We start from the raw sequence: 20,696 nt of genomic DNA, 5'->3' as shown, positions 1-20,696 counted from the left end.
GCGTCTGATGCCGATTGGAGCCGATAGGCCCGACATGAAAAGAGCGAACGCTCCGGCGTAGGGCTCGCGGCGGCAATGGCGTGCAAATCGGCGGGGTCGTGCTTGTCGTCCGGTAGCCGTTAGTCAGGCGCGAGGGGCAGTCCGTCGATCGCCGCGACGGCGTCAACAAGCTGTCGCCGCAGGCTCACCAGACCGATCGCCAAAACCAAGTCTTGCCGATCCGCCAGGCTGAGCATCGTGCGGAGGACGAGATCAGAGTGTCGCATCAGGATTACCAGGTTCTCCCCGCTGGGGTTGTTCTTGCCCTCGAACCAATTCCGAACCGCGCGTTCATTTGAGCGCGTGAGCTGCGCCACGGTCTTGTGGGCGGAGGGGGTGTTGCCGAATTCCGCCTTCAGCGCTGCGGCGATCGCGGCGGCGAGCGGCTCGTTTGGCGGGGGCGACGGAAAAGAGTTTCCAGTTTTCGACTGAAGTTTTCGGTCTTTCTCGGAGAACGACATTCGTCCTGACTCCCAATAGATTTGGTGGGAAGTCGAACCTGTCCGCTCGGAGCCTAAACGAAAGCAGCCGGTGTGATGAACTTATCGGAGTCGGTCACTGCTGAAGCATCGCCGCCACCTCCGGTGCGCGCTGCGCAGTATGTCCGTATGTCGACGGAGCATCAGAAATATTCGACCGAGAACCAGGCCGAAATCATCGCCCAATACGCCGCTCGGCGTGGCTTCGAGATCGTGAAGACCTACGAGGACTCGGGCAAGAGCGGCCTTCGGCTCGATGGTCGGCTATCGCTTCAGCAGCTCATCGCCGACGTGCGAGGCGGTCAGATCGACTTTAAGGCGATCCTGGTCTATGACGTGAGCCGCTGGGGCCGGTTTCAGGACGCAGATGAGAGCGCCTATTACGAGTTCATCTGCAGGGAAGCGGGGATCGCCGTTCAATACTGCGCCGAGCAGTTCGAGAATGATGGCAGCCTGAGCGCGACGATCATCAAGAGCATGAAGCGGGCGATGGCTGGCGAATATAGCCGTGAGCTGTCGGTGAAGGTTTTCACCGGCCAGTGCCGGTTGATCCGCCTCGGTTTCCGTCAAGGCGGCGCCGCGGGCTTTGGCCTACGCCGCTATCTCGTCGATGAGCATCGCCAGCCCAAAGCGGTCCTCAATCATGGAGAGCAGAAGAGCCTGCAAACCGACCGGGTCGTGCTCAGGCCGGGGCCACCTGAAGAGATCGAGGTTGTCCGGCGTCTATACCGGATGTTCGTTGTCCAGCGCCGCACCGAAACAGAGATCGCCGCAGCCCTCAATGATGAGGGCATCCTCACCGATCTTGGTCGGCCATGGACGCGCGGAACCGTTCACCAGGTGCTGACCAACGAAAAGTACATCGGCAACAACGTCTACAATCGGGCGTCCTTCAAGCTGAAGGCGAAGCGGGTGGTGAACACGCCCGATATGTGGGTCCGGGGCGATGGGGCTTTCGAGGCGATCGTCGAGCGTGATTTCTTCGAAGCGGCCCAGCGGATTATTCAGGAGCGCAGTCGCCGCTTCACTGACGAGGAGCTTCTTGGTCGGCTGTCAGCCTTGCTCGTTGAGAAGGGTTGGTTGTCGGGCCTCGTGATCGACGAGGTCGAGGACATGCCGTCCAGCTCGACGTTCCGACACCGTTTCGGAAGCCTGGTGCGCGCCTATCAGCTTGTCGGGTACGCCCCGTCGCGGGACTATCGCTATATCGAGACCAATCGAACGCTGCGGACACTGCATCCCGATGTCGTGGCGCAGGTCATCGCCGATATTGGCGCGGCCGGCGGCACGGTGCGCCGCGACCCCATCACCGACCTCCTGCATATCAACGACGAGTTCACCGCCTCGCTGGTGATTTCTCGGTGTCACATCAGTCCCGCCGGTGGGCTGCGCTGGAAGGTGCGCTTCGACAGCGGGTTGAGGCCTAGCATCACCATCGTGGCGCGGATGCAGGAAGATAATGCCGCCATTCACGACTACTACTTGCTGCCATGGCTGGACGTCGGCGCCACGCCGAACCTGCGATTGGCGCCAGAGAACGGCATCCTGCTCGATGCCTACCGCTTCGATACGCTGGAGGCGTTTTTCGATCTGACGCGGCGCGTACCGCTGAAGGTTGCCGCATGAGCGCGCCGCTCCCCGAAATCCGCTCGGTGCCGGTCGATCTGATCACCATTCTCAACCCGCGGGTTCGCAACAAGCGGATCTTCCAGGAGCTGGTGAATAGCATTGCCCATCTCGGGCTGAAGAAGCCGATCACGGTCAGCCAGCGACCCGGAAAGACGCGGTTTGACCTGGTGTGCGGTCAGGGTCGCCTCGAGGCCTTCATCGCGCTCGGCCAGACCGAAATCCCGGCCATCGTGATCGATGCGGCCGAGGAAGATTGTTACGTTATGAGCTTGGTCGAGAACCTTGCGCGGCGCCAGCATAGCCCATTGGAACTGGTTCACGCCATCGGCGCGCTGAGCGCCCGGGGCTATTCGCACCCGGAGATCGCCGCCAAGGTCGATTTCTCAGTTGAGTATGTCAGTGCGATCTGCCTGTTGCTCGACAATGGCGAGGAGAAGCTGATCGCGGCGGTCGAGCGCGGCGTCATCCCGCATTCGATCGCGATGGAAATCGCCCGCGCCAAGGAAGGCGAGGTTCAGCAGGCGCTGGCGCAGGCCTATGAGGAAAAGTCGATCCCGGGCAATCAGGTGCTCGCGATCCGGCAGATCATCGAACAGCGCAACACCAGCGGCAAGCAGCTCCACAAGCGCGGATCGCGGGTTGGTCGCACCCAAAAGCCTGTCACATCGGAGAGCCTGATCCGCGCCTATCAACGCGAGACGGAGCGGCAGAAGCTGCTGATCAAGCGCGCCTCCTTGGCGCGCAGCCGGTTGCTGTTCGTCGCCAACGCCATGCGACGACTGCTGGCCGATGATCATTTCGTGACGCTGCTGCGAGCGGAGGGGCTGAGCACCCTGCCGCGCGCACTGGCCGAGCGGATTGGACCGACGAAGGCGTAAGATGTCCGAGACGGTCAAAATCTCCTTCGAGCGCAAGATCCTAGCCCTTCCAATCGCCGACCTATTGGCGACCAAGGCGCTGCCGGCAGGGGTGCGTGAGTCCGTCAAATATCGCCGGATCGCGGCATCTGTTGCGGAAGTCGGGCTGATCGAGCCACTGTCGATCGCGCGCCAGAAAGGCGGCAGCTACCTTCTCCTCGACGGACACATGCGGCTGGATGCCCTGCGGTTTCTTGGTGCAACCGAGGCCCCTTGCGTCGTCGCCGACGACGACGAGTCCTTCACCTACAACAAGCGGGTCAACCGGCTGGCGACGATCCAGGAACACTACATGATCGTGCGCGCGCTCGATCGTGGGGTGTCGGAGGAAAAGCTGGCGCGCGCGCTCAATGTCGACGTGAAGGTGATCCGCCAGCGCCGCCATCTGCTGGCAGGGATCAGCGGGGATGTCGCCGAGCTGCTGAAGGACAAGCCGGTAGGGCATCACGCCTTCCAGAAGCTGCGCAAGATGAAGCCGATCCGTCAGCTTGAGGTGGCCGAACTGATGGTGTCGGCGAACAATTATACGGTCAGTTATGCCAAGGCGCTCCTGGCGACCTCGAAGCCGTCGGATCTGCACAAGCCTGACGAACTCAAGAAGGCGACGGGGTTGTCGGCCGAGCAGATGGGGCGTCTCGAACGGGAGATGGCGTCCGTGAGCGAGGACTATAAGGAGCTTGAGGTCTCCTATGGCGACGACATGCTGGTCCTGGTCGTGGCGTCCGGCTTTATCGAGCGCCTGCTGGCGAAGCCCGAGATCGAGGGATTTCTCGCGGGGCGGCACCCCGAGTTTCTGGAGAATTTCCGCGCCATCGTGCAGGCCACCTCGCTCGATCAATCGACGACGCCCTGACCGGTCAAGATTGGGGACCGGGACCCAGAAGCGCCGGGACCGTCGGAGAAGCCGCCGCGAGAGGCGGATCAAGGGCGGTGGCGGGGATGGCGGCGAACCCGCTCGGAGCCCGCTAGGCCAGTCGCCATAGGGCTGGCTGCGTGCCGTTCGCGGCATGATTGTTCTGGAGCGCGCCGATCATTCCGGGTCGGCGCGCTCCAATCTCTCTACGCGGCGGAATTATCGCGCATCTCAGATGCGCGATAATTCTTGCACGCGGAGCCAGATGGTGGGATTAACGCGCATCTGAGATGCGAGATAATCCTATGGCTCTTCATCTAGTCGGTGAGACAATTGACGCCAAACGCGCGCATCAGCGCGCGCAAGCCGGTGAGTTGATCCAGCTCGTGCGCGGGGTTTACGTCGATGACCAAGGTGACATCGAGGCGACGATCCTCGGTCATGCGGTCCGGATTGCACACTATCTCTATCCCAACGCCTATCTGTCGTCGGCGAGTGCGGCGCTGCTCGCCCCGACGCCCGACGGGCGGCTGTTCATCAGCGGCCGCCGCAACCAGCGCACGCGGTTGCGGACGCTTGAGATCATCCAGAACGAAGCGCCGAAGCATCCATCGACGGCGATGGCGGTCATTGGCGACGACCTGGGCGAATTGCGCGTCGACGCCTCATCGCCGCGCCAGCGCTTTCTCGAAGCGTTCCGCCTGCGCAGCGAACATGCGAGCGCGGTTACCGCCGACATGCGTGCGCAGATGGCGGCGCGTCTGGTGGAGGAACATGGGACGCCCCAAGCCGCAGCCGACGCCGTCTGGGTGCTGGCGCGCGAGAACGAATGGTATCGCGAAGGCGAAGGTGCCGAACGCTTTCTGCTAGCTCAGCCGAGCGTTGCCAAGGCGCCGGTCAACAAGGCAGCGCTCGATCTCCTCGTCGCCTGGCACGGTGAGCCGCTCGGCCGGCTGACCCACGATGGATTTGAATGGCGCTGGAAGCCGGGGCGTCGAGCGGGACCGGCCCTCGTGCGCGAAACCACGCCGGGCAAGCTGCCGGCCTTCATTGAATCGCTGCTGCCCGAGGGCTGGCTGGCGCAGGTTCTCCACGAACGCGATGAACGCGAGGCGCTCCGGCGCGGACGGCGATATATGTCGAACATCGTCATCGTCGAGGGTCGAGAGGAACTGGCGGCGCTGCCTGCTGACATTCTCACGACAACACTGGCTGGATACATCGACACCGGTCGCTTCACGGGCCGCTATGCCGGTCCGGCGCGGGGCGAGATCGAGGAGACCTTTGAGCAAAACCTGGCGCGCATCTTCGCGCGCGCGGAAACGCCGCGCCTGTCGGGCGTCCAGATCAAGGCGCCGATGAGCCTGATGCCTGATGGCGCCCTCGTTCCGGCCATCGACCAGCCGTTCACACATATCCTCAAGCCCGCCGGCACGGCGGGCTTCGAGACGTTACCGGTCGTCGAGTGGCTTTGCCTGGAGCTTGGCCGCTCGGCCGGGTTCGATGTGCCCGACGCCGCGCTGCTGGAGATGCCCGACGGCATGTCGCCTGCACTGGTCGTCGAGCGGTTCGATATTCGTCGCGGGCCAGCGGATCAGCGGCGTCTGGCGATGGAGGACTTTTGCTCCATTCTGGACCTTCCCGCATCCGCCAAGTACGACGGAACGATCGAGCGGATGGCGCGCGGCCTACGACCGCTGTCGACCGATCCGGCCAGCGATCTCGATATCCTGTTCCGCCGGGGCGTGTTCGCCTGGCTCATCGCCGATGGCGATATGCATCTCAAGAACCTCGCTGTGCTCAAAGTCGCCGAGGTGGATGCCAAGGCCTTCACGAGCGTGCGCTTCGCACCGCTCTACGACGCCGTCACCACGCGCGTCTTCCCGGGTTTGGGGGGCGATCGCATGGCGCTCAAGCTCAACGGCAAGGATGACCGTCTGACGCGCCAGGACTTCCTCGCGCTCGCGCGGACAATCGGCGTATCCGCCGGAGATGCCGAGACTGCGATTGCGGACCTGACCGCGCGTGTGGCCGACCGGGCGCAGGGGCTTCAGCTACCTGCCTTCGCGGCCGAGGCTGAGGCCGCCAAAACAGCGCAGGACAAGGTGATCGCCTTGGTCAGGGAGCGCTGCACGGCACTTGCCGCTGAAGGCGACTGAGCGGCGCGACGTCACGGTTGGAGCCGGATTTGCAGGTCGGCGAGATCTTCTGCCGCCATGGCGGTTCCCATGAGGCTGTGAAGATACTCCAGCAGGTCTTCCTGACGCGGTTGCCCGAACGCGAGGCGATAGACGGTCAGGCTTCGCTTAAGCCACTCGAGTCGTCGGACCTCGCGGCTGAACGGGAGCATGGGCACGCGGCGTTCGACCTTCACCGGCCCTTCGTAAATCCAGTAGGGAATGAGGTCAGAGTCATTTTCGGTCTCGGCGCGAGCCGCGTCGAACATGATTTGCCAGGGATCGTCGTGATCTCTCTCGCGCCCACGCACGACGTCGACCTGCCGATGCGCCAGATTTAGGCGGATAGCGTGACCCTTGAAGCGGTGGACGCGCCCTTCGCGCTGCTCGAGATCGACGGGATTTCCGGGCAAGTTCCAGTGATAGAGCCGATAGCAATAAGGGTGAAAGTCGAGGCCTTCCTGTCCGACAGAGGTCGTGGCCAGCGCGAAGGGTCGGAACGGTGAGTTGAAGGCATCGCGAACGCTGGAGAGGCGTGCGGCCCCGCCTTCCTCGTCTTTGTAGTCGGCCAGGCGCATGGCGAAGCGCCCGCGCATCTGGAACTTGTTGATCACCAGCTTCTTACCGTCGACCGTTGGATCCTCGACATCGATCTGCGAGGGGCGAATGGCCAACGCCTCCGAGATCGCCTTGCTGATCCCAGCGATACGATCGACGGCTGGCTTGGCGCCCAAGCCCTCGGCGTCGAGCAGATAGTGGACGTACTCATCGAGAACGGCCTGAAGGTTATGCTCAACGCCGTAGGTGAGCACCTGGCGCCAATAGCGGTCATCGTCGTCCTTGCGGAGGAGGGCAACAGCGTCGTGCTGGTTGAAAAGCGTGCGGAAACCCCAAGAGATTTGGTTCGCTGCCTTCAGCAGTCGATGATCGTCCCAAGCGAGATCGGGCGCGATCCGGTGCAGGGCGCGCAGCGCACAGACTGCGGGGCTGCCGAGAGCAACATCGACCAGAAGGTCAATCAACGTGTCCGGTACGGGTCCAAAGGTGCGTTCGGTCGTCACAGTCCGCAGTTCGGCGACATGCTCCTTGAAACCCTCTTCGTTGCCGAGGAGGGCGAAGCCGTAAGGCGAATTGACCCAGGCGACGGAGCTGGCTTTCGCCATGGCGTCGATGACGGCCGGGGCAGCCCATTCCCAATCGCGGCCATCTGGGGTGTCGCCTGACCGCTCGGCGAGCGCGGCGACGCTCTCGCGCAAGCGGTCGGCGACGGCTTTACGCATGGCTTCGACCGACAGGGTTTCGTTTGACGCTCCAAAGATCGCAAGAGGGTCGGCAAGGCGCGCCAAGGTCGGCGACGGATAGACCAGGTGCATTGCGCGCATGGCGACAAGCCGCCCTTGATTTTGCCGGAACTGGATGGGGCGTGGGCGAACATGACCGAAATATCGCTGCCCTGAAGCGCCGACGCCCATGCGGCGTTCGGCCTCGTAGGACAGGATTGACGCTATCGCATCGGGCACCATCGACCAGGATGAGAAGATCAGCGCCTTGGTCAGTGGCGGCCCGGATCGCTCGGGACCGTAATAGGGTAGGGATGGTGGGATCCACAGATGTTGATCGAGACCATCGCCGAACACGTCATCCATGACGCCGCGCATCCGACCGTTAGCGGGTTCGAGCGGCTCGTAGGCGTCAAGCCGGTCGCGATCGAGCATGGCAGGCCGTGCGCGTTCGAGGGCCGCGCACAGATTGGGTGCCGGCTTATCGAGCTGATCTTTCAATAGCCGCTTGAGTGCATAGTCGCGCATGAAGTTGAGGAGGTAGGGCGCGGACTTCCAGTATTCGGTGATCTCTGGCGCATCGAGGGCGCGCGCAACGTCCGACACTGCTGCGGCCTGGCGTAGATCAGATGGCAGGATCGTGATGGCCATCGGCGGCTCGCTCACCATTGAGTCGCGCTCGATGGTGCTGGCCACGCGTTCGGTGCGCGCCATTACCTTGCGCAGCCGGTCCTCGACGACGTGGCGCGCGCCGATGGCCTCGTTGCGCGCGCCGGGCAGCGCATGAAGGAAGCCGCGAAACTCGCGCATTTCGCGTTCCAGCGCTTTGGCCACGTCGGGACCGTTGGTCCGACCGTAGAGGAAGGACAAGGTCTCCAGAAAATCACGGTAATGTTCGCCGTCATCGGGTTCGTCACCCGACAATGTCAGCATCCGGTAGGGTGTGGCGGAAAGCAGAAGCGTGCGCGCGGCATGACCCTTGCCGTCCGAGTAGTCGAACAGCTCGCGCGCCAGGTCAGCAGCCGGGGTTTCGCCGTGGAGCAAGTCGCGGAACCGCTGAAACTCATCCATGATGATCAGGTCGGGTTTCAGGGCGTCGATGCAGGCGTGCGAGAGTTTGCCGCGAAGACGACCGACCAATGCATTGCGCCGCTGGTTCAGCTCTGGAGGATAGGTCTCACGGCGACGCGGGAAGAGGTCGCAGACCGCCTCCAGTTCCGTGAACAGCTCGGCGTCTTTTTCGACGTCGCGGCGGAAGCGATCGATGATCCGTTGATCGACACCATCCAGGGACAGCTCGCGGACGGCGCCATTCCAGCCGTCAACACCGGCGGACACCTGAAGCAGATTGTGCAGGCCACGCGGCCGCGACACCCAATCTTCGAGCATCCGCAGCAGCAAGGCGCGTTCCTGTGTAACGCCTGTGGTCGAACGCAGGTCAAAGGTCGTGCCCGGTGTCAGGCTGATGAAGTTGACCTTGTTGGCGTCGAGCCCCTGATCGCCGCGGACCTGGAGCGGTATCAGGGTCATGCGGGTTGGTAACGCCAGCTCGCGTCGGCCAAGCACATTGAGGCGATTGATGTTCTGAGCTGCAATCGCCTGATTGGAACAGATGTAGAGGATATCGATCCGGTCGGTGCTGTCCCAAAGTTTCTCGATGGTGCGGGCGATGACGCCGCGCGCGACCATGGTTTTGCCAAGGCCCACTTCGTCCGCGACAAGGAATTGCCTGACGGGATCCTGATCGCCGTAAAGCCGGTCAAACACATAATCGACTGTACGACGCTGAAAGGCTTTCAGCGGAGCGAGGGCAGCTTCGGCTTCAAACCGGTTATCCGTCATGGCTGAGGCCCTGATCTTGGAGGGCAATGCGGAAAGCATCCCAAAGGATTCGGAAATCGCTGGGTATCGGATCGGCTCCGGTATCGTTGCCAGCCTCCAATCGCGTCATCAGGCGTTCGATTGCATGAAGTCTTTCGCCTCCACGACACAAGGCGCGAACCATATCTTCCAGAAGCGGTGCGTCGTCGGCGGCACTGGCCCAAGCCATGCTGCCGGAACCTTCCTGCGCCGCCAAGGCCGCGCCGAATGGATCGCCGAGTTCTGACAAAAGGAGCCGCAGATAGCGAAAGAACGCATCTCGGCTGTCGATCACCCAGCGAAGAATGGCGGCATGGCGTTCAGGTGGAAGGCCTTCCATCACCAGACTGGTGCTGAACAGGGCTGACACCTGGGCACCGTCTGCGGTCAACCGAAAGGCCAGAAAGCGGGTGAGGTCGACGATCGGCATGGTACCGAGATCGACGGCCGTTCCTGCGCGAAGGGCATCCAGCACATCGCTGGCATGGCCATCTCCCCGGGTGATGGACCAAACCTGCAGCGAGGCGATGCCGACAAGCGGCAACGGCTCCGTGGGAATGAGCCAGACGCGCCACGGTGGCGCATCGCCGTCAATGCTTTCGATCCGCTCACAGCGCAGGCGCAATCCACCGCGGCACAAGGCGCGGCGTGCGTCGTCGAGCCGGGCCTCTGCGGCGATGGTGGCGGGATCAATGGGTTCAAGCTCGCTGGCAACGAAGGTGCGGGTGAGGCGCCCAAAGCCCTTCTCCCCCATGATCTGCTCGACGCTGCCGACCTTAGATCGCTTGCCTCTGAGCGAAGCGAAGAGCTCGACATTGTTGCCCGACAGAAGGGCAGGACGCGTCGCGTTGCCGGACCCAATCGTCAGGATCGTGTCCCAGCCCGTCTCGGCGATGAATGCCTTGGCGTGTAGTCCCTGAAGCGCGCTGGTGGAGACCTCCTCGCCGTCTTCGCTTGCGGCCATTTCGTCGAGGACGGAAACGCGTTCAAAAGCGTCCAGTGTGGCGCTGTCGACGCAAGCCAATTGATCCGGGCGGCTGATGATGACGGGCTTTTCGGCTGTCGGCAGCCCGCTGAGCAGGTTGAGCGCACTGGTATCGCAAAAGGGCGAGATGACGCCCAGCCGCGCGCAGGACGCAGGCTGCCAGATTTTCCCGCCAAACCCGTTCACCGCGAAGCTGACCTCGTCGAACCGGTCGGGAACGGTCCACCGGGCGCGCCGAATATCTTCGGCAACCTCGGCGGTCAGTGTGCGCGCATCATCGGAGATGCCGGCGACAGCGAGGTCTGGCAGTCGGCTCAGAAGATCGAAGAGCGGCCGGTTGTTCGCATCGGGACGGCGCGTCAGCTCGCCATCGAGGCGTAGCGAGATGTCCCAGGACCGATCTCGCGTAAGGTTGCGCGAGAGCACCAGCAACCGCAGGAGCGTCGGATCTTCGGCGCGCGTCGGCCGATAGCGGAGAGCCCAGAGCTTGGGATGGAACGCACCTTCGCGCGGTGCGGCGACTTCGACGACGATGCGTTCGAGCAGAGAGCAGAGCCGTGAATGAGGGCGGCTTTGAGCATGAAGATGCCCTGCATCGGCATAGATGACGAGGCGTCCAGCGATCCGCTCGGCGCCTTCGAGCAGCGCCAGCGGGTGGGTGAGAATGTCGTCGCGATTTTCAGTCGCGAACAGGGCGAGGCTGACGGGTGCGGCGAGCGCGGTTTCGAAATCGAGCGAGAAAGTCGTCGCGATCGCAGCGTCGAAGACATAGCCCGGCGGGGGCTGAAGGCTGTCGCCGTAGAGAACGCGGGTTTCCGGATCGAGCGTCGTTCTATTCAGCACTGGCAAGATCCCGCAGGTGCGACTTGGCTTGCGCCCATCGGAAGGTCAGCGGCTCGACACCAGAAGCGCCTGTCCAACGGTCTCGCACGGCTCGGTTGGCAAATCGGGACTGGCTTGTTTTCAGTCGCCGCTCGCGATCCTGCACAAGACGGGCGGCCGGTGTCAGAGCACCGTCTAGGACGCTGCCCGCGGTCAACAGGCCAAGCCATTCGGCGACGAAGCGTTTGGCGGCGGGCCGGATGCTGTGTGCGGGATGATCGATCGCCGCCCAGAAGGCATCGAGTGACCAAGCCCGAATTGCGGCCATGTCCAGGCTGGATTGCCATTCCGCAAACCGCACCTCGTATTTCTCGATCCATTCGGCCCGATCACGGAGCCGACTGAGCAGCAAGTTGTAGAGCAGCGAGGCGCCGTGCATCACGCTGGAGAATATCGCGCCATGGCCGACCAATGTACGGGCGTCGTCAGGGAAATCGGCAAGATGGGGGTGCTCCCAGATGTTGTCGCATTCAGCTTGGCTGGACCCGCTTCGCGCCAAAAACGCCAAGAGGCTGTGCGGTTGATGGGCGATGAGCCGATCGATGATGAACTGGGCCTCGTCGAGCGAGAGCTTGAACTGCGCATGGTCGAGCAGGTCGGTGGGACGCGCTGGCAGCGTCGGGGTCCAGATCTGAAGGGCTTGGGCCTCGGACGCGGAATCCTCGCTTTCGCGGACACGAGGCCGCGCGCGTTGAAGATGGCGCATGGACGAAAAGAGGTTGTCGGTTGAGCCTGGGAAGAGACGGATGCCCCATGTTGAGGATCAGCGTGCAATAGGCACCCCCTTCGTGGGGTGATCGGCGTGCAAAAAGGACCCCTTCATCCCGGGGATTTAGTCGGCCGACTGGTTTTGATCAGTTGGCGAGAACGGGATGTTGATCGTGGAGACAGTGGTTCGGATTCGGCGTGAGCATGCAGCGGGTAAGGCGATCAAGGCGATCGCTCGTGACCTTCGTTTGTCGCGGAAGGTCGTCCGCAAAGCGATCCGGTCGCCGGAGGCGGCGTTCAACTATCAGCGCAAAGTCCAGCCGCTGCCGCGGATCGGTCCTTATCAGGATCGTCTCGATGCGCTGCTTGAGGAGAACGAAGGTCGCGGCCGCCGCGATCGGCTACGGATGACGCGTATCCATGACCTGCTGGTGCGCGAGGGGTTCGATGGATCCTATGATGCGGTGCGCCGCTATGCGGCGCGCTGGCGTGCTGCGCGGCGGAAGGATGCTGGCGAAGGCGCACCGGCGTTCATCCCGATGACCTTCCAGCCGGGTGAGGCCTACCAGTTCGACTGGAGCCACGAGGATGTGGAGATCGCCGGCAAGCCGATGCGGGTGAAGGTGGCGCATATGCGTCTCTGCGACTCGCGCGCACCCTATGTCCGGGCCTATCCGCGCGAGGGCCAGGAGATGCTGTTCGATGCCCATGCCCGGGCGTTCGCGTTCTTCGGCGGTGTGCCGCGACGCGGTATCTACGATAATATGAAGACGGCGGTGACGGCCGTGTTCACCGGCAAGGAGCGTGTGTTCAACCGCCGCTTCCTGATCATGACCGATCATTACATGGTCGAGCCGACCGCCTGCTCGCCGGCGGCGGGATGGGAGAAGGGCCAGGTCGAGCAGCAGGTCCAGACAATCCGAGGCCGCTTCTTCCAGCCGCGGCTCCGGTTCGCCAGCCTGGCCGAGCTCAACGGGTGGCTGGAGGCCGAGTGCCGGCGCTGGGCCGAGCATCATGCCCATCCCGAACGCGGGGATATTACCGTCGCCGAGGCGCTGGATATGGAGCGACCGGCCCTGCAGCCGATCCTGGCACCGTTCGACGGCTTCCATGAGAGCGAGCATGCCGTCACCGGCACCTGCCTCATCAGCTTCGATCGCAACCGCTACTCGGTCATGTCGACGGCCGCACGCCGGACCGTTCAGGTGCGCTCCTATGCCGATCGCATCGTCATACGCTGCGGCGATGCGATCGTCGGGGAGCATGAGCGCCACTTCGGTCGGAACCGCACGATATACGATCCCTGGCATTATCTGCCGGTCCTCGCGCACAAGCCCGGCGCGCTGCGTAACGGCGCACCGTTCCAGGACTGGGATCTGCCGCCCGCCCTGCACCGATTACGGCGAAGGCTCGGCACCGGGGACGAGGCCGATCGCAGGTTCGTGCGGGTCCTCTCGGCGGTGCTCACCGATGGCCTGGAGCCGGTAGAGGCTGCCGTGCGCGAAGCGTTGGCGAACGGAACGGCCAGCGACGAGCTGATCCTCAACATCCTCTCCCGGCGCCGCGAGCCGGCGACACCCCACAGCATCGTCACTTCGGAAGACCGGATGCTGCAGCATCCTCCGCTCGCCGACTGTGCCCGCTATGATCTGCTGCGAGGCTATGATGCAGCGGCATGATATGATCGACACGATGCGCGGCCTCGGACTCAAGGGCATGGCGGCGGCGTTCGACGAGGCGGTCACCACCGGCCTCCAGCGCAAGCGCACCACCATGGAGATACTGACCGACCTGCTCCGTGCTGAGGCGACCCACCGGGATGCAGCCTCCATCCGCTATCGGATGACGGCTGCGAGGCTGCCCGTGGTGAAGGACCTGGAGCGGTTCAGCTTCGAGGGCACACCGATCAATGAGGAGATGATCCGCTCCCTTCACGATGGCTCCTTCCTCCCGCCTCGCCGCAATATCGTGCTGGTCGGCGGCACGGGGACAGGCAAGACCCACCTCGCCATCGCGATCACCGCCAATGTCGTGCGAAGGGGCGCTCGCGCCCGCTACTTCAACACCGTCGATCTGGTGACACGCCTCGAAGAGGAGACCCGGATCGGCAAAGGCGGGACCCTGGCGGCGCAGCTGTCGCGGCTCGACCTGATCGTTCTCGACGAGCTCGGTTATCTGCCGTTCGCCCGCTCGGGAGGGCAGTTGCTGTTCCACCTCATCAGCAAGCTTTATGAGCGGACCAGCGTCATCATCACCACGAACCTCGCCTTCGGCGAATGGCCGACCGTGTTCGGCGATCCCAAGATGACCACGGCGCTGCTCGACCGCGTCACCCACCACTGCGATATCGTCGAGACGGGCAACGACAGCTGGCGCTTCAAAAACCGCAGCTGACAGCCACCTTCGGCGCCTTCAAAAATCTATCTTGCGCTGCGCGCGCCTCCGGTCGGGCTACGCCCGCCCTCCGCCGCACGCAGCGCAAGGCCATCTTCAACAAACCAGCATCATATTATCTGAAAAGGGGGTCCCTCTTCGACGCCGATCGGGGGTCCCTTTTGAACGCCGTTTGACATGAAATGCAGCAGATCGAACCAATAGTGCCGTCGACCCGCGTACTGCGGCTCATTTCGAGAGAAGCGCTCGATGAGCTGGGTCTCATCCCAAAGCTCAATCGTAACGACACGCGGAAGGATTGCGTCGGCGCGAGCTTGCACCCAGCGGTTCCAGCGATCCCTTTCGGAAATCCGATTGCCCACTCGCCCGTCCGATAGGTTGAAGGGTAAGCCGACAATGAAGCGCCCAAGCTGGGGGTGGCGTGCGATCGCTTGGCTTAGCGATTCGGTGAGCTGCGACGCTTCGCTGCTGCCGAACTCGAAGAAATACTTCGCCTGCCAGCCAGTCTCCGATCCATCTGCCTCGACGCGGTAGCATTCGAGGCCAGCGTCAGCCCCAGCGCCCTTACGGTGGAATGGCGCGTCAGGAGCGGTTTCTAACGCGGCGAGTTGACAAATCGCCTCCTCAAAACCGCTATGCTGGCTTCCGTGATGTGGTCGGATGGTGCGAAAATCGATCGTAGGAGACGGCATGGTCGCTCTGATTTTGGAGGTCGCGCCATGCGCGTGTAGATGCATTTTCCGATAGCTTATGCGCAGAGTCGATCCTACCGCGCACTATGGTGCGCGAGCGCGATGTGAATGGTGATTGCCCGGTGATTACCATGCCCGAAACTGAAGGGAAAAATTCCATATTTTCCTATTATAATTCAAGTCGATATACCGGTTCTCGCTCTGAGGTCTGGTACTTCCGGTACCGACGGAAAAGCGTCGGGTAAAAGGAAGGAGGGGGCTGCCCTCCCTCATTCCTGATGGCGCCACGTCCGGTCGCAGACAGCGAACGGAAATCCGCCGCTAAACCACGACCGGCGAGGGGGCATGGCCAGCGGATCCGAAGACCCGCAGATAGCGCTCGATCTCGGCGGGATCGCCGGTCGCCTTGGCGGGATTGTCGGACAGCTTCACCGCCGGACGTCCGTTCGCGCTTGTGACCTTGCAGACGAGGGAAATCGGCTCCAGCCCTTCGTCACCGTCGGGATCGCAGCCGCGAAAATCATTGGTGAGGTTGGTGCCCCAGCCGAAGCTTGTCCGCACACGCCCGTTGAAGTGCCTGTATGTCGCCTCGATCGTATCGACATCCATGCCGTCGGAGAAGATCAGCAGCCTGGTGCGCGGATCGACGCCCTGATCCTGCCACCAGCGGATGATCTGCTCGCCGCCTTCGATGGGCGGGGCGCTGTCGGGGCGGAAGCCGGTCCAGTCCGCAAGCCAGCCGGGCGCATCGCGCAGAAAGGCGGTGGTGCCGAAGGCGTCGGGCAGGGCTATAAGCAGATTGCCGTTATAATGCCGTCGCCACGCCTCCAGCACCTGATAGGGCGCGCGGGCGAGCGATGCATCGTCCCCGGCCAGCGCGGCGGCGACCATGGGCAATTCATGCGCGTTGGTGCCGATGGCCTCCAGATCGCTGTCCATGGCAAGGAGGACGTTAGACGTGCCGATGAAGCGGTCGCTCAACCCTTCCTTCAGCGCCTCGACACACCAGCGCTGCCACAGGAAGCCGTGCCGCCGCCGGGTGCCGAAGTCCGAGAGGACGAGATCGGGCAGCAGCTTCAGCCGCTCCACCTTCTCCCACAGCCTGGTCTTGGCGCGCGCATAGAGGATGTCGAGCGCGAACCTGCCCTTGTTGCGCATGGCCGCGCGCGATTTCAGTTCGTTGAGGATGGCGAGCGCGGGAATCTCCCACATGGTCGTGTGCGTCCATGGACCCTCGAAGCAGAGTTCATACTGACCGTCCACCTTGCGCAGCCGATAGTCGGGCAGGCGGAAATCGGCGAGCCAGGCAATGAATTCCGGGCTGAACATCTGCTGCCGCCCATAGAAGCTGTTGCCGGTCAGCCATATCAGCTCCTTTTTGGCGAAGCGGACCTCCCGCGCATGGTCGAGCTGGGCGCGCAGCTCCTCCTCGTCGATGATGTCGGCGAGACGGACCGAGCGGGTGCGGTTGATGACGGAGAATGTCGCCTCCACATCCGGATGAATGTGCCGGATCATCTGGAGCATGAGGAGCTTGTAGAAATCCGTGTCGAGCAGGCTGCGGACGATAGGGTCGAGCCGGAAATTATGGTTGTAGGTGCGTGTCGCGATGTCAGTGACGGTCATGCTGCGATCCTCCGTGCCATGCGGGTTCGGCCACGTCGCGCCGGCGGGCAGCTTCCCTCCGTCATGCAATCCTGTCGAGCAGATCGTCCAGCGAAGGATCAGGCGGGGGCACCGCATAGCCCGCCTCCAGCACCCATCCCGTGACTTGCCGCCTGGTGCTGAGGCTGAGGCTGCTCCGCAGCCGCTCCTGCAGGCCCTGGATGATCGCCATCTTGCGCTCGCGCAGCTTGATGAGTTCACCGGCGGGGAAGCTCATCGCTTCGCGAAGTCCCGTCACTGAGGAGATGTTGCCGAGGTTGCGGCGGGCAGAGTAGACGATGTGGGACACCACCTCCCTGCGGCCGGTGAAGCCGCTTTCCTGAACGAGGCTCAGGCGATGGAGGGCATAGAGGCCAATCACGGCCGATACGAGGAAGAAGAATTCCCAGTGCGTGAACATGACGCCGAGTTCGGCCGCGCCCTCAGGGCTGGTCCATCGCACGGCAAGGGTGAGCTTGCGCGCGGCGAAGAAGTCGCTGGCCCAGCCGCCGATGATGGGCGCCATGCCGGCGGCGATTGCGCCGATAATGGCGTTGGAGGCGAGATAGCCGGTCGCCGCGCCGCCGGGGCTGAGCTTCAGCACGATATTGCCGGAAGCCAGCCCCACGCCCGCCGCCGCCGCGCCCATGATGATGTGCAGCATGACGAGATAGGCGGACCGGGCTGTCATGCCGTCCACATCGCTGGCAAAGGCCATGGCGACGATGGAGAAGATGAACAGTGGCGTGGCCACGCTCAGCACCGACTTGTTGGAGAAATGATCGCTCAGGCGGCCCCATCCCCGGATGACGGCGAGGTTCGCGATCTGGCTGATGAAGCTGAAGATCAGCACGAACCCCATGCCGAAGCCGAGTTCGCGCACGAAATAGACGGTGAAGAACGGCGTTGCGAGGTTCACGGCGAATTGCCAGCTTGCAAGATAGCGCAGCATCTGCCGGAAGTTCCTGTCGCGCAGCGGCCCGGTCAGCAACCGCCGGATCGGCACATCGTCACTGCCGGGGGGCATACGTGGCTCCGGCACGCGGGCGAGCGCGACCGTGCTGACGAGACCGCAAGCGAAGCCGAAAAGGTAGAGGCCGCAGAAGATGCTGTTGCCGAAAGCCCGGTCCGTCCCAGCCTGCTGGAGCGCGTAGGCTCCGACAATAGTAGCGACCGCGCTAACCGCCGTGCCGAACAGGGTCCGCCGGGCAAAGAAACGCCCAAGCTCCTCCTCCGGCACGAGGTCGCGCATCCAGCTGTTCCAGCTACACGCACCCACCGCGTTGAGGCCGTAGTGCAACAGGGCCGCCGCCATCAGGGATGCGGCGGCGACATTACGGTCGGGGATGAACGGCACGACGGCGTAGATGGGCAGGGCGAGCCGCGCGAGAAAAACACTGATGACGGAGATGCGGCGGCGCGTGCGCAACCGCTCCACCAGCGAAACTGCGGGTGCCTGCAAGATCTGGGTGAACAGGGGGATGGCGGCCAATATGCCGATCTGGACCGTACTCACGCCGACATGCAGCGCGAGCGCAAGGAGCACCACGCCGCTGTTAAGGGCGCCTATGGCGGTGGCGAAGGAGGCGTCGACCAGCAAGGCCCTCAGGCCCTGCTGTACCTCCCGTTCGGACACCTCATCCTGCGGTTCCAGCACGCGTGACGTCCATCTGGCTCGTGAAAGGTCCGGCTCACAACGCGCGAGACGGAAAAGGGAGCCGGATCAATATCATGCGTCGGCAACGACGGTCGTTCCGGCGCGCGCGCCGGTGGCTGCGGGCTGGCGGTCGGCATCCCAGCGCTGCTTCAGGCGGCGATAGGTAGCAAGCGCCTGACCGGCCACCTGATCCATGTTATAATAGCGATAGGTCGCCAGCCGGCCGACAAAGCTCACATCGGGCTGGGCGAGCGCCAGCGCTTCGTAGCGCTTGAACAGCGCCTGGTTCTCGGCGCGTGGAATGGGATAGTAGGGATCGCCCTCACCGCTCGGATATTCATAGGTGATGCTGGTGCGCGGCGCGGTCTGGCCGGTCAAATGCTTATATTCGGTAATGCGGGTGTGCGGAACGTCCTCTGACGGATAGTTCACCACGGCCACGGGCTGAAATTGTTCCTGATCCACCGTTTCGTGCCGGAAGTGCAGGGAGCGGTAGGGAAGCTTGCCGTAGCAATAGCCGAAATATTCGTCGATGGGTCCCGTGAAGACGAGGTGCTGATGCGGATAGGCCTGCCGCACTTCGGTAAAATCGACGCCGAGCAGCAGGTCGATGTTCGGATGGTCGAGCATCCGTTCGAACATATGGGTGAAGCCGTCTCTCGGCATGGCCTGGTAGGTGTCGGTGAAATAACGGTCGTCGGTGTTGGTTCGCGTCGGCACGCGTGAGGTCACCGACTTGTCCAGTTCCGACGGGTCCATTCCCCATTGCTTGCGGGTGTAACCCTGGAAGAAAGTCTCGTAGAGTTCGCGTCCCACCGCCGAGATGACGACATCCTCCGACGTGCGGACGATATCCACGGGCTCTGCGCGGGAGGCCAGGAAGGCGGCGGCCTCCTCCTCCGTCCGCAGATCAAGATGGTAGAGGCTGTTCACCGTCGTGCGGTTGATTGGCATCGGTACCAGGCGGTCGCCGACAGCCGCGAGCACGCGGTGCTCATAGCCACGCCATTCGGTGAACTGCGAGAGATACTCGAAGATGTCGGCCGAATTGGTGTGGAAGATATGGGGGCCATATTGGTGGATGAGGATGCCGGCATCGTCCAGTCGGTCATAGGCGTTGCCGGCGACGTGCGGCCGCTTGTCCACGACCAGCACCCGCTTGCCCGCGTCGCGTGCGAGCCGTTCCGCCATGATCGCGCCGGCAAAGCCTGCCCCGACGACCATGACGTCATAGGATTGCGGGCGGTCTCCGTCTGCGCCAATAGGCGACACCACGGGATAGACGTGGCTGCTGCGTTGCACCGCTTCGTCAATGAGGTTGCTCATCGCGCATTGCGTGAGATCCCAGCTCTCCCCTGCGAGCCGCGCGTCGACGGCGGCCAGCCAGCCGTTTGTGCGGGAGAGGGTAAGCGCCGCGTCGCAGGCGGCGACGAAAGCGTCCCGCCCGTCCGCGATGCGCACCGCCTCGACATCGCCATAGCCGCGCACGACGTCACGCACCGGGGTAGAGACGACGGGGCAGCCCGCGGCGAGATATTCGGGTGTCTTCGTGGGACTGATGAAGCGTGTCGCCTCGTTGATGGCGAAGGGCATCAGGGCGACGTCCCAGCCGCGTAGATAGTCGGGCAGTTCGGCATAGCCCTTGCCGCCCAGATAATGGAGGTTGGGGCGGCGGGGCAGGTCGGCGTCGCTGATCTTCACCACTGGCCCCACGATGACGATGGACCATTCGGGCCGCGCGTCCGCCAAACCTTCCAGCAGCGCGAGGTCCATCCGTTCGTCCACGACGCCATAAAAACCGAGGCGCGGGGAGGGGAGCTCCGCCTGATCCTCCGGCTCCGGACCAGCGGCGCGGGCGGTCGAGAAGTGGGTGGCGTCGACGCTGGATGGAAAGGCATGGACCGAAGGATGGCGCGCGGCCTTTGCCTCGTAGAGACTGTGCCCGCCGGTGAAGACGAGGTCGCAGCTGTCGAGCAGCCGCTGCTCAAGCGGGAGAAGCTCTGACGGCGCGCCCTTGAAGTTCGCCAGCTCGTCCATGCAGTCATAGACGATGCAGTCCGCCGCCAGATGGTCGGAGAAGGGCAGCATCATCGGCGTATAGTACCAGCAGATGAGCGGTCGCGCCGGATCGCGGGTGATCGCGCCGTCGAGCAGGGCGCGCAATGTTTCCGTCTCCTCATGCCGGCTGAGGCCGGCGGGGAGGTGCGGGGTGAGGATGGTGACGCCGGAACAGTCGCAGACATGGGTGTCCAACGTCGCACTTGGCGCATCGTGGATCGGCTCTTCCCAAACGATGACCTTCCGGTCCCGGGCGAAGCGGCTCATCAGATGTTGCGGCCGCTGATAGACGAAGTTCCAGCGCAGGTGACTGAAGCAGATGAGCGTGCCGCCGCCCTCCGTCGGGCTGTCGGGGTTGATGGCGTCGACGTCGCTTGGAATGCCGCTCATGTCTGGAACCTTGCTGAATGATGAACATCGGCAACACGCCGTTCATCGCTCC

14 protein-coding genes are annotated in these 20,696 nt (G+C 63.4%); 6 read left to right on the top strand and 8 right to left on the bottom strand.

The window, feature by feature from the left end; all coding sequences use genetic code 11:
- Positions 1 to 119: 119 nt before the first annotated feature.
- The gene (locus tag ACZ2HM_RS15080; RefSeq protein ID WP_470425586.1) at positions 120 to 500 is read right to left on the bottom strand and encodes a hypothetical protein; all 381 of its coding nucleotides are present in this window, start codon (positions 498 to 500) and stop codon (positions 120 to 122) included.
- 75 nt (positions 501 to 575) lie between these two features.
- On the opposite strand from ACZ2HM_RS15080, the gene ACZ2HM_RS15075 reads away from it, so the two are divergent.
- From ACZ2HM_RS15075 to ACZ2HM_RS15060, 4 genes are all read left to right on the top strand, one after another.
- On the top strand, positions 576 to 2,144 hold the full coding sequence (locus tag ACZ2HM_RS15075; protein ID WP_470425585.1) for a recombinase family protein: 1,569 nt from the start codon (positions 576 to 578) through the stop codon (positions 2,142 to 2,144).
- Positions 2,141 to 3,025, top strand: a complete 885-nt coding sequence (locus ACZ2HM_RS15070; protein ID WP_470425584.1) for a plasmid partitioning protein RepB C-terminal domain-containing protein — start codon at positions 2,141 to 2,143, stop codon at positions 3,023 to 3,025. Before ACZ2HM_RS15075 ends, ACZ2HM_RS15070 begins: the two co-directional genes overlap by 4 nt.
- Positions 3,026 to 3,089: 64 nt before the next feature.
- The gene (locus ACZ2HM_RS15065; RefSeq protein ID WP_470425583.1) at positions 3,090 to 3,917 is read left to right on the top strand and encodes a plasmid partitioning protein RepB C-terminal domain-containing protein; all 828 of its coding nucleotides are present in this window, start codon (positions 3,090 to 3,092) and stop codon (positions 3,915 to 3,917) included.
- A 305-nt stretch (positions 3,918 to 4,222) separates the two neighbouring features.
- Complete coding sequence (locus ACZ2HM_RS15060; protein WP_470425582.1) at positions 4,223 to 6,076, top strand: type II toxin-antitoxin system HipA family toxin; 1,854 nt, start codon at positions 4,223 to 4,225, stop codon at positions 6,074 to 6,076.
- Between the two features lie 11 nt (positions 6,077 to 6,087).
- On the opposite strand, the gene ACZ2HM_RS15055 is transcribed toward ACZ2HM_RS15060, so the two are convergent.
- Genes ACZ2HM_RS15055 through ACZ2HM_RS15045 form a run of 3 tightly spaced genes read right to left on the bottom strand, consistent with a single transcriptional unit; the run spans position 6,088 to position 11,807 of the window.
- Positions 6,088 to 9,216, bottom strand: a complete 3,129-nt coding sequence (locus ACZ2HM_RS15055) for a P-loop NTPase family protein (protein WP_470425581.1) — start codon at positions 9,214 to 9,216, stop codon at positions 6,088 to 6,090.
- A complete protein-coding gene (locus ACZ2HM_RS15050; RefSeq protein WP_470425580.1) occupies positions 9,206 to 11,062 on the bottom strand; it encodes a phospholipase D family protein in 1,857 nt (618 codons plus the stop codon). Before ACZ2HM_RS15050 ends, ACZ2HM_RS15055 begins: the two co-directional genes overlap by 11 nt.
- Positions 11,052 to 11,807, bottom strand: a complete 756-nt coding sequence (locus ACZ2HM_RS15045) for a DUF6361 family protein (RefSeq protein ID WP_470425579.1) — start codon at positions 11,805 to 11,807, stop codon at positions 11,052 to 11,054. Before ACZ2HM_RS15045 ends, ACZ2HM_RS15050 begins: the two co-directional genes overlap by 11 nt.
- 166 nt (positions 11,808 to 11,973) lie before the next feature.
- Between ACZ2HM_RS15045 and istA the strand changes: the two genes are divergently transcribed.
- Together istA and istB are read left to right on the top strand one after the other, a co-directional pair.
- Positions 11,974 to 13,488, top strand: coding sequence for an IS21 family transposase (istA, locus tag ACZ2HM_RS15040; protein ID WP_021238707.1), 1,515 nt, complete (start codon positions 11,974 to 11,976; stop codon positions 13,486 to 13,488).
- Positions 13,475 to 14,203 carry an IS21-like element helper ATPase IstB gene (gene istB / locus ACZ2HM_RS15035; RefSeq protein ID WP_031304487.1) on the top strand — a complete coding sequence of 243 codons (729 nt, stop codon included), beginning with the start codon at positions 13,475 to 13,477 and terminating at the stop codon, positions 14,201 to 14,203. The genes istA and istB overlap by 14 nt, the downstream gene beginning before the upstream one ends.
- 110 nt (positions 14,204 to 14,313) lie before the next feature.
- Here istB and ACZ2HM_RS15030 read toward each other — a convergent pair whose 3' ends face one another.
- The 4 genes from ACZ2HM_RS15030 to glf form a co-directional block, all read right to left on the bottom strand.
- The gene (locus ACZ2HM_RS15030) at positions 14,314 to 14,895 is read right to left on the bottom strand and encodes a hypothetical protein (RefSeq protein ID WP_470425578.1); all 582 of its coding nucleotides are present in this window, start codon (positions 14,893 to 14,895) and stop codon (positions 14,314 to 14,316) included.
- Positions 14,896 to 15,216: 321 nt separating this feature from the next.
- Positions 15,217 to 16,521, bottom strand: coding sequence for a nicotinate phosphoribosyltransferase (gene pncB, locus ACZ2HM_RS15025; RefSeq protein ID WP_036527766.1), 1,305 nt, complete (start codon positions 16,519 to 16,521; stop codon positions 15,217 to 15,219).
- Between the two features lie 61 nt (positions 16,522 to 16,582).
- Positions 16,583 to 18,196 (bottom strand): MFS transporter, encoded by a 1,614-nt coding sequence (locus ACZ2HM_RS15020; RefSeq protein ID WP_051586982.1) that lies wholly within the window; start codon positions 18,194 to 18,196, stop codon positions 16,583 to 16,585.
- A 72-nt stretch (positions 18,197 to 18,268) separates the two neighbouring features.
- Entirely contained in the window at positions 18,269 to 20,644 is a 2,376-nt protein-coding gene (glf, locus tag ACZ2HM_RS15015) for a UDP-galactopyranose mutase (protein WP_228168186.1), read from the bottom strand.
- Between the last annotated feature and the right edge of the window lie 52 nt (positions 20,645 to 20,696).

Source organism: Sphingobium sp. KKT206 (assembly GCF_055640555.1).
This window is presented reverse-complemented; position numbering and strand designations above follow the sequence as displayed.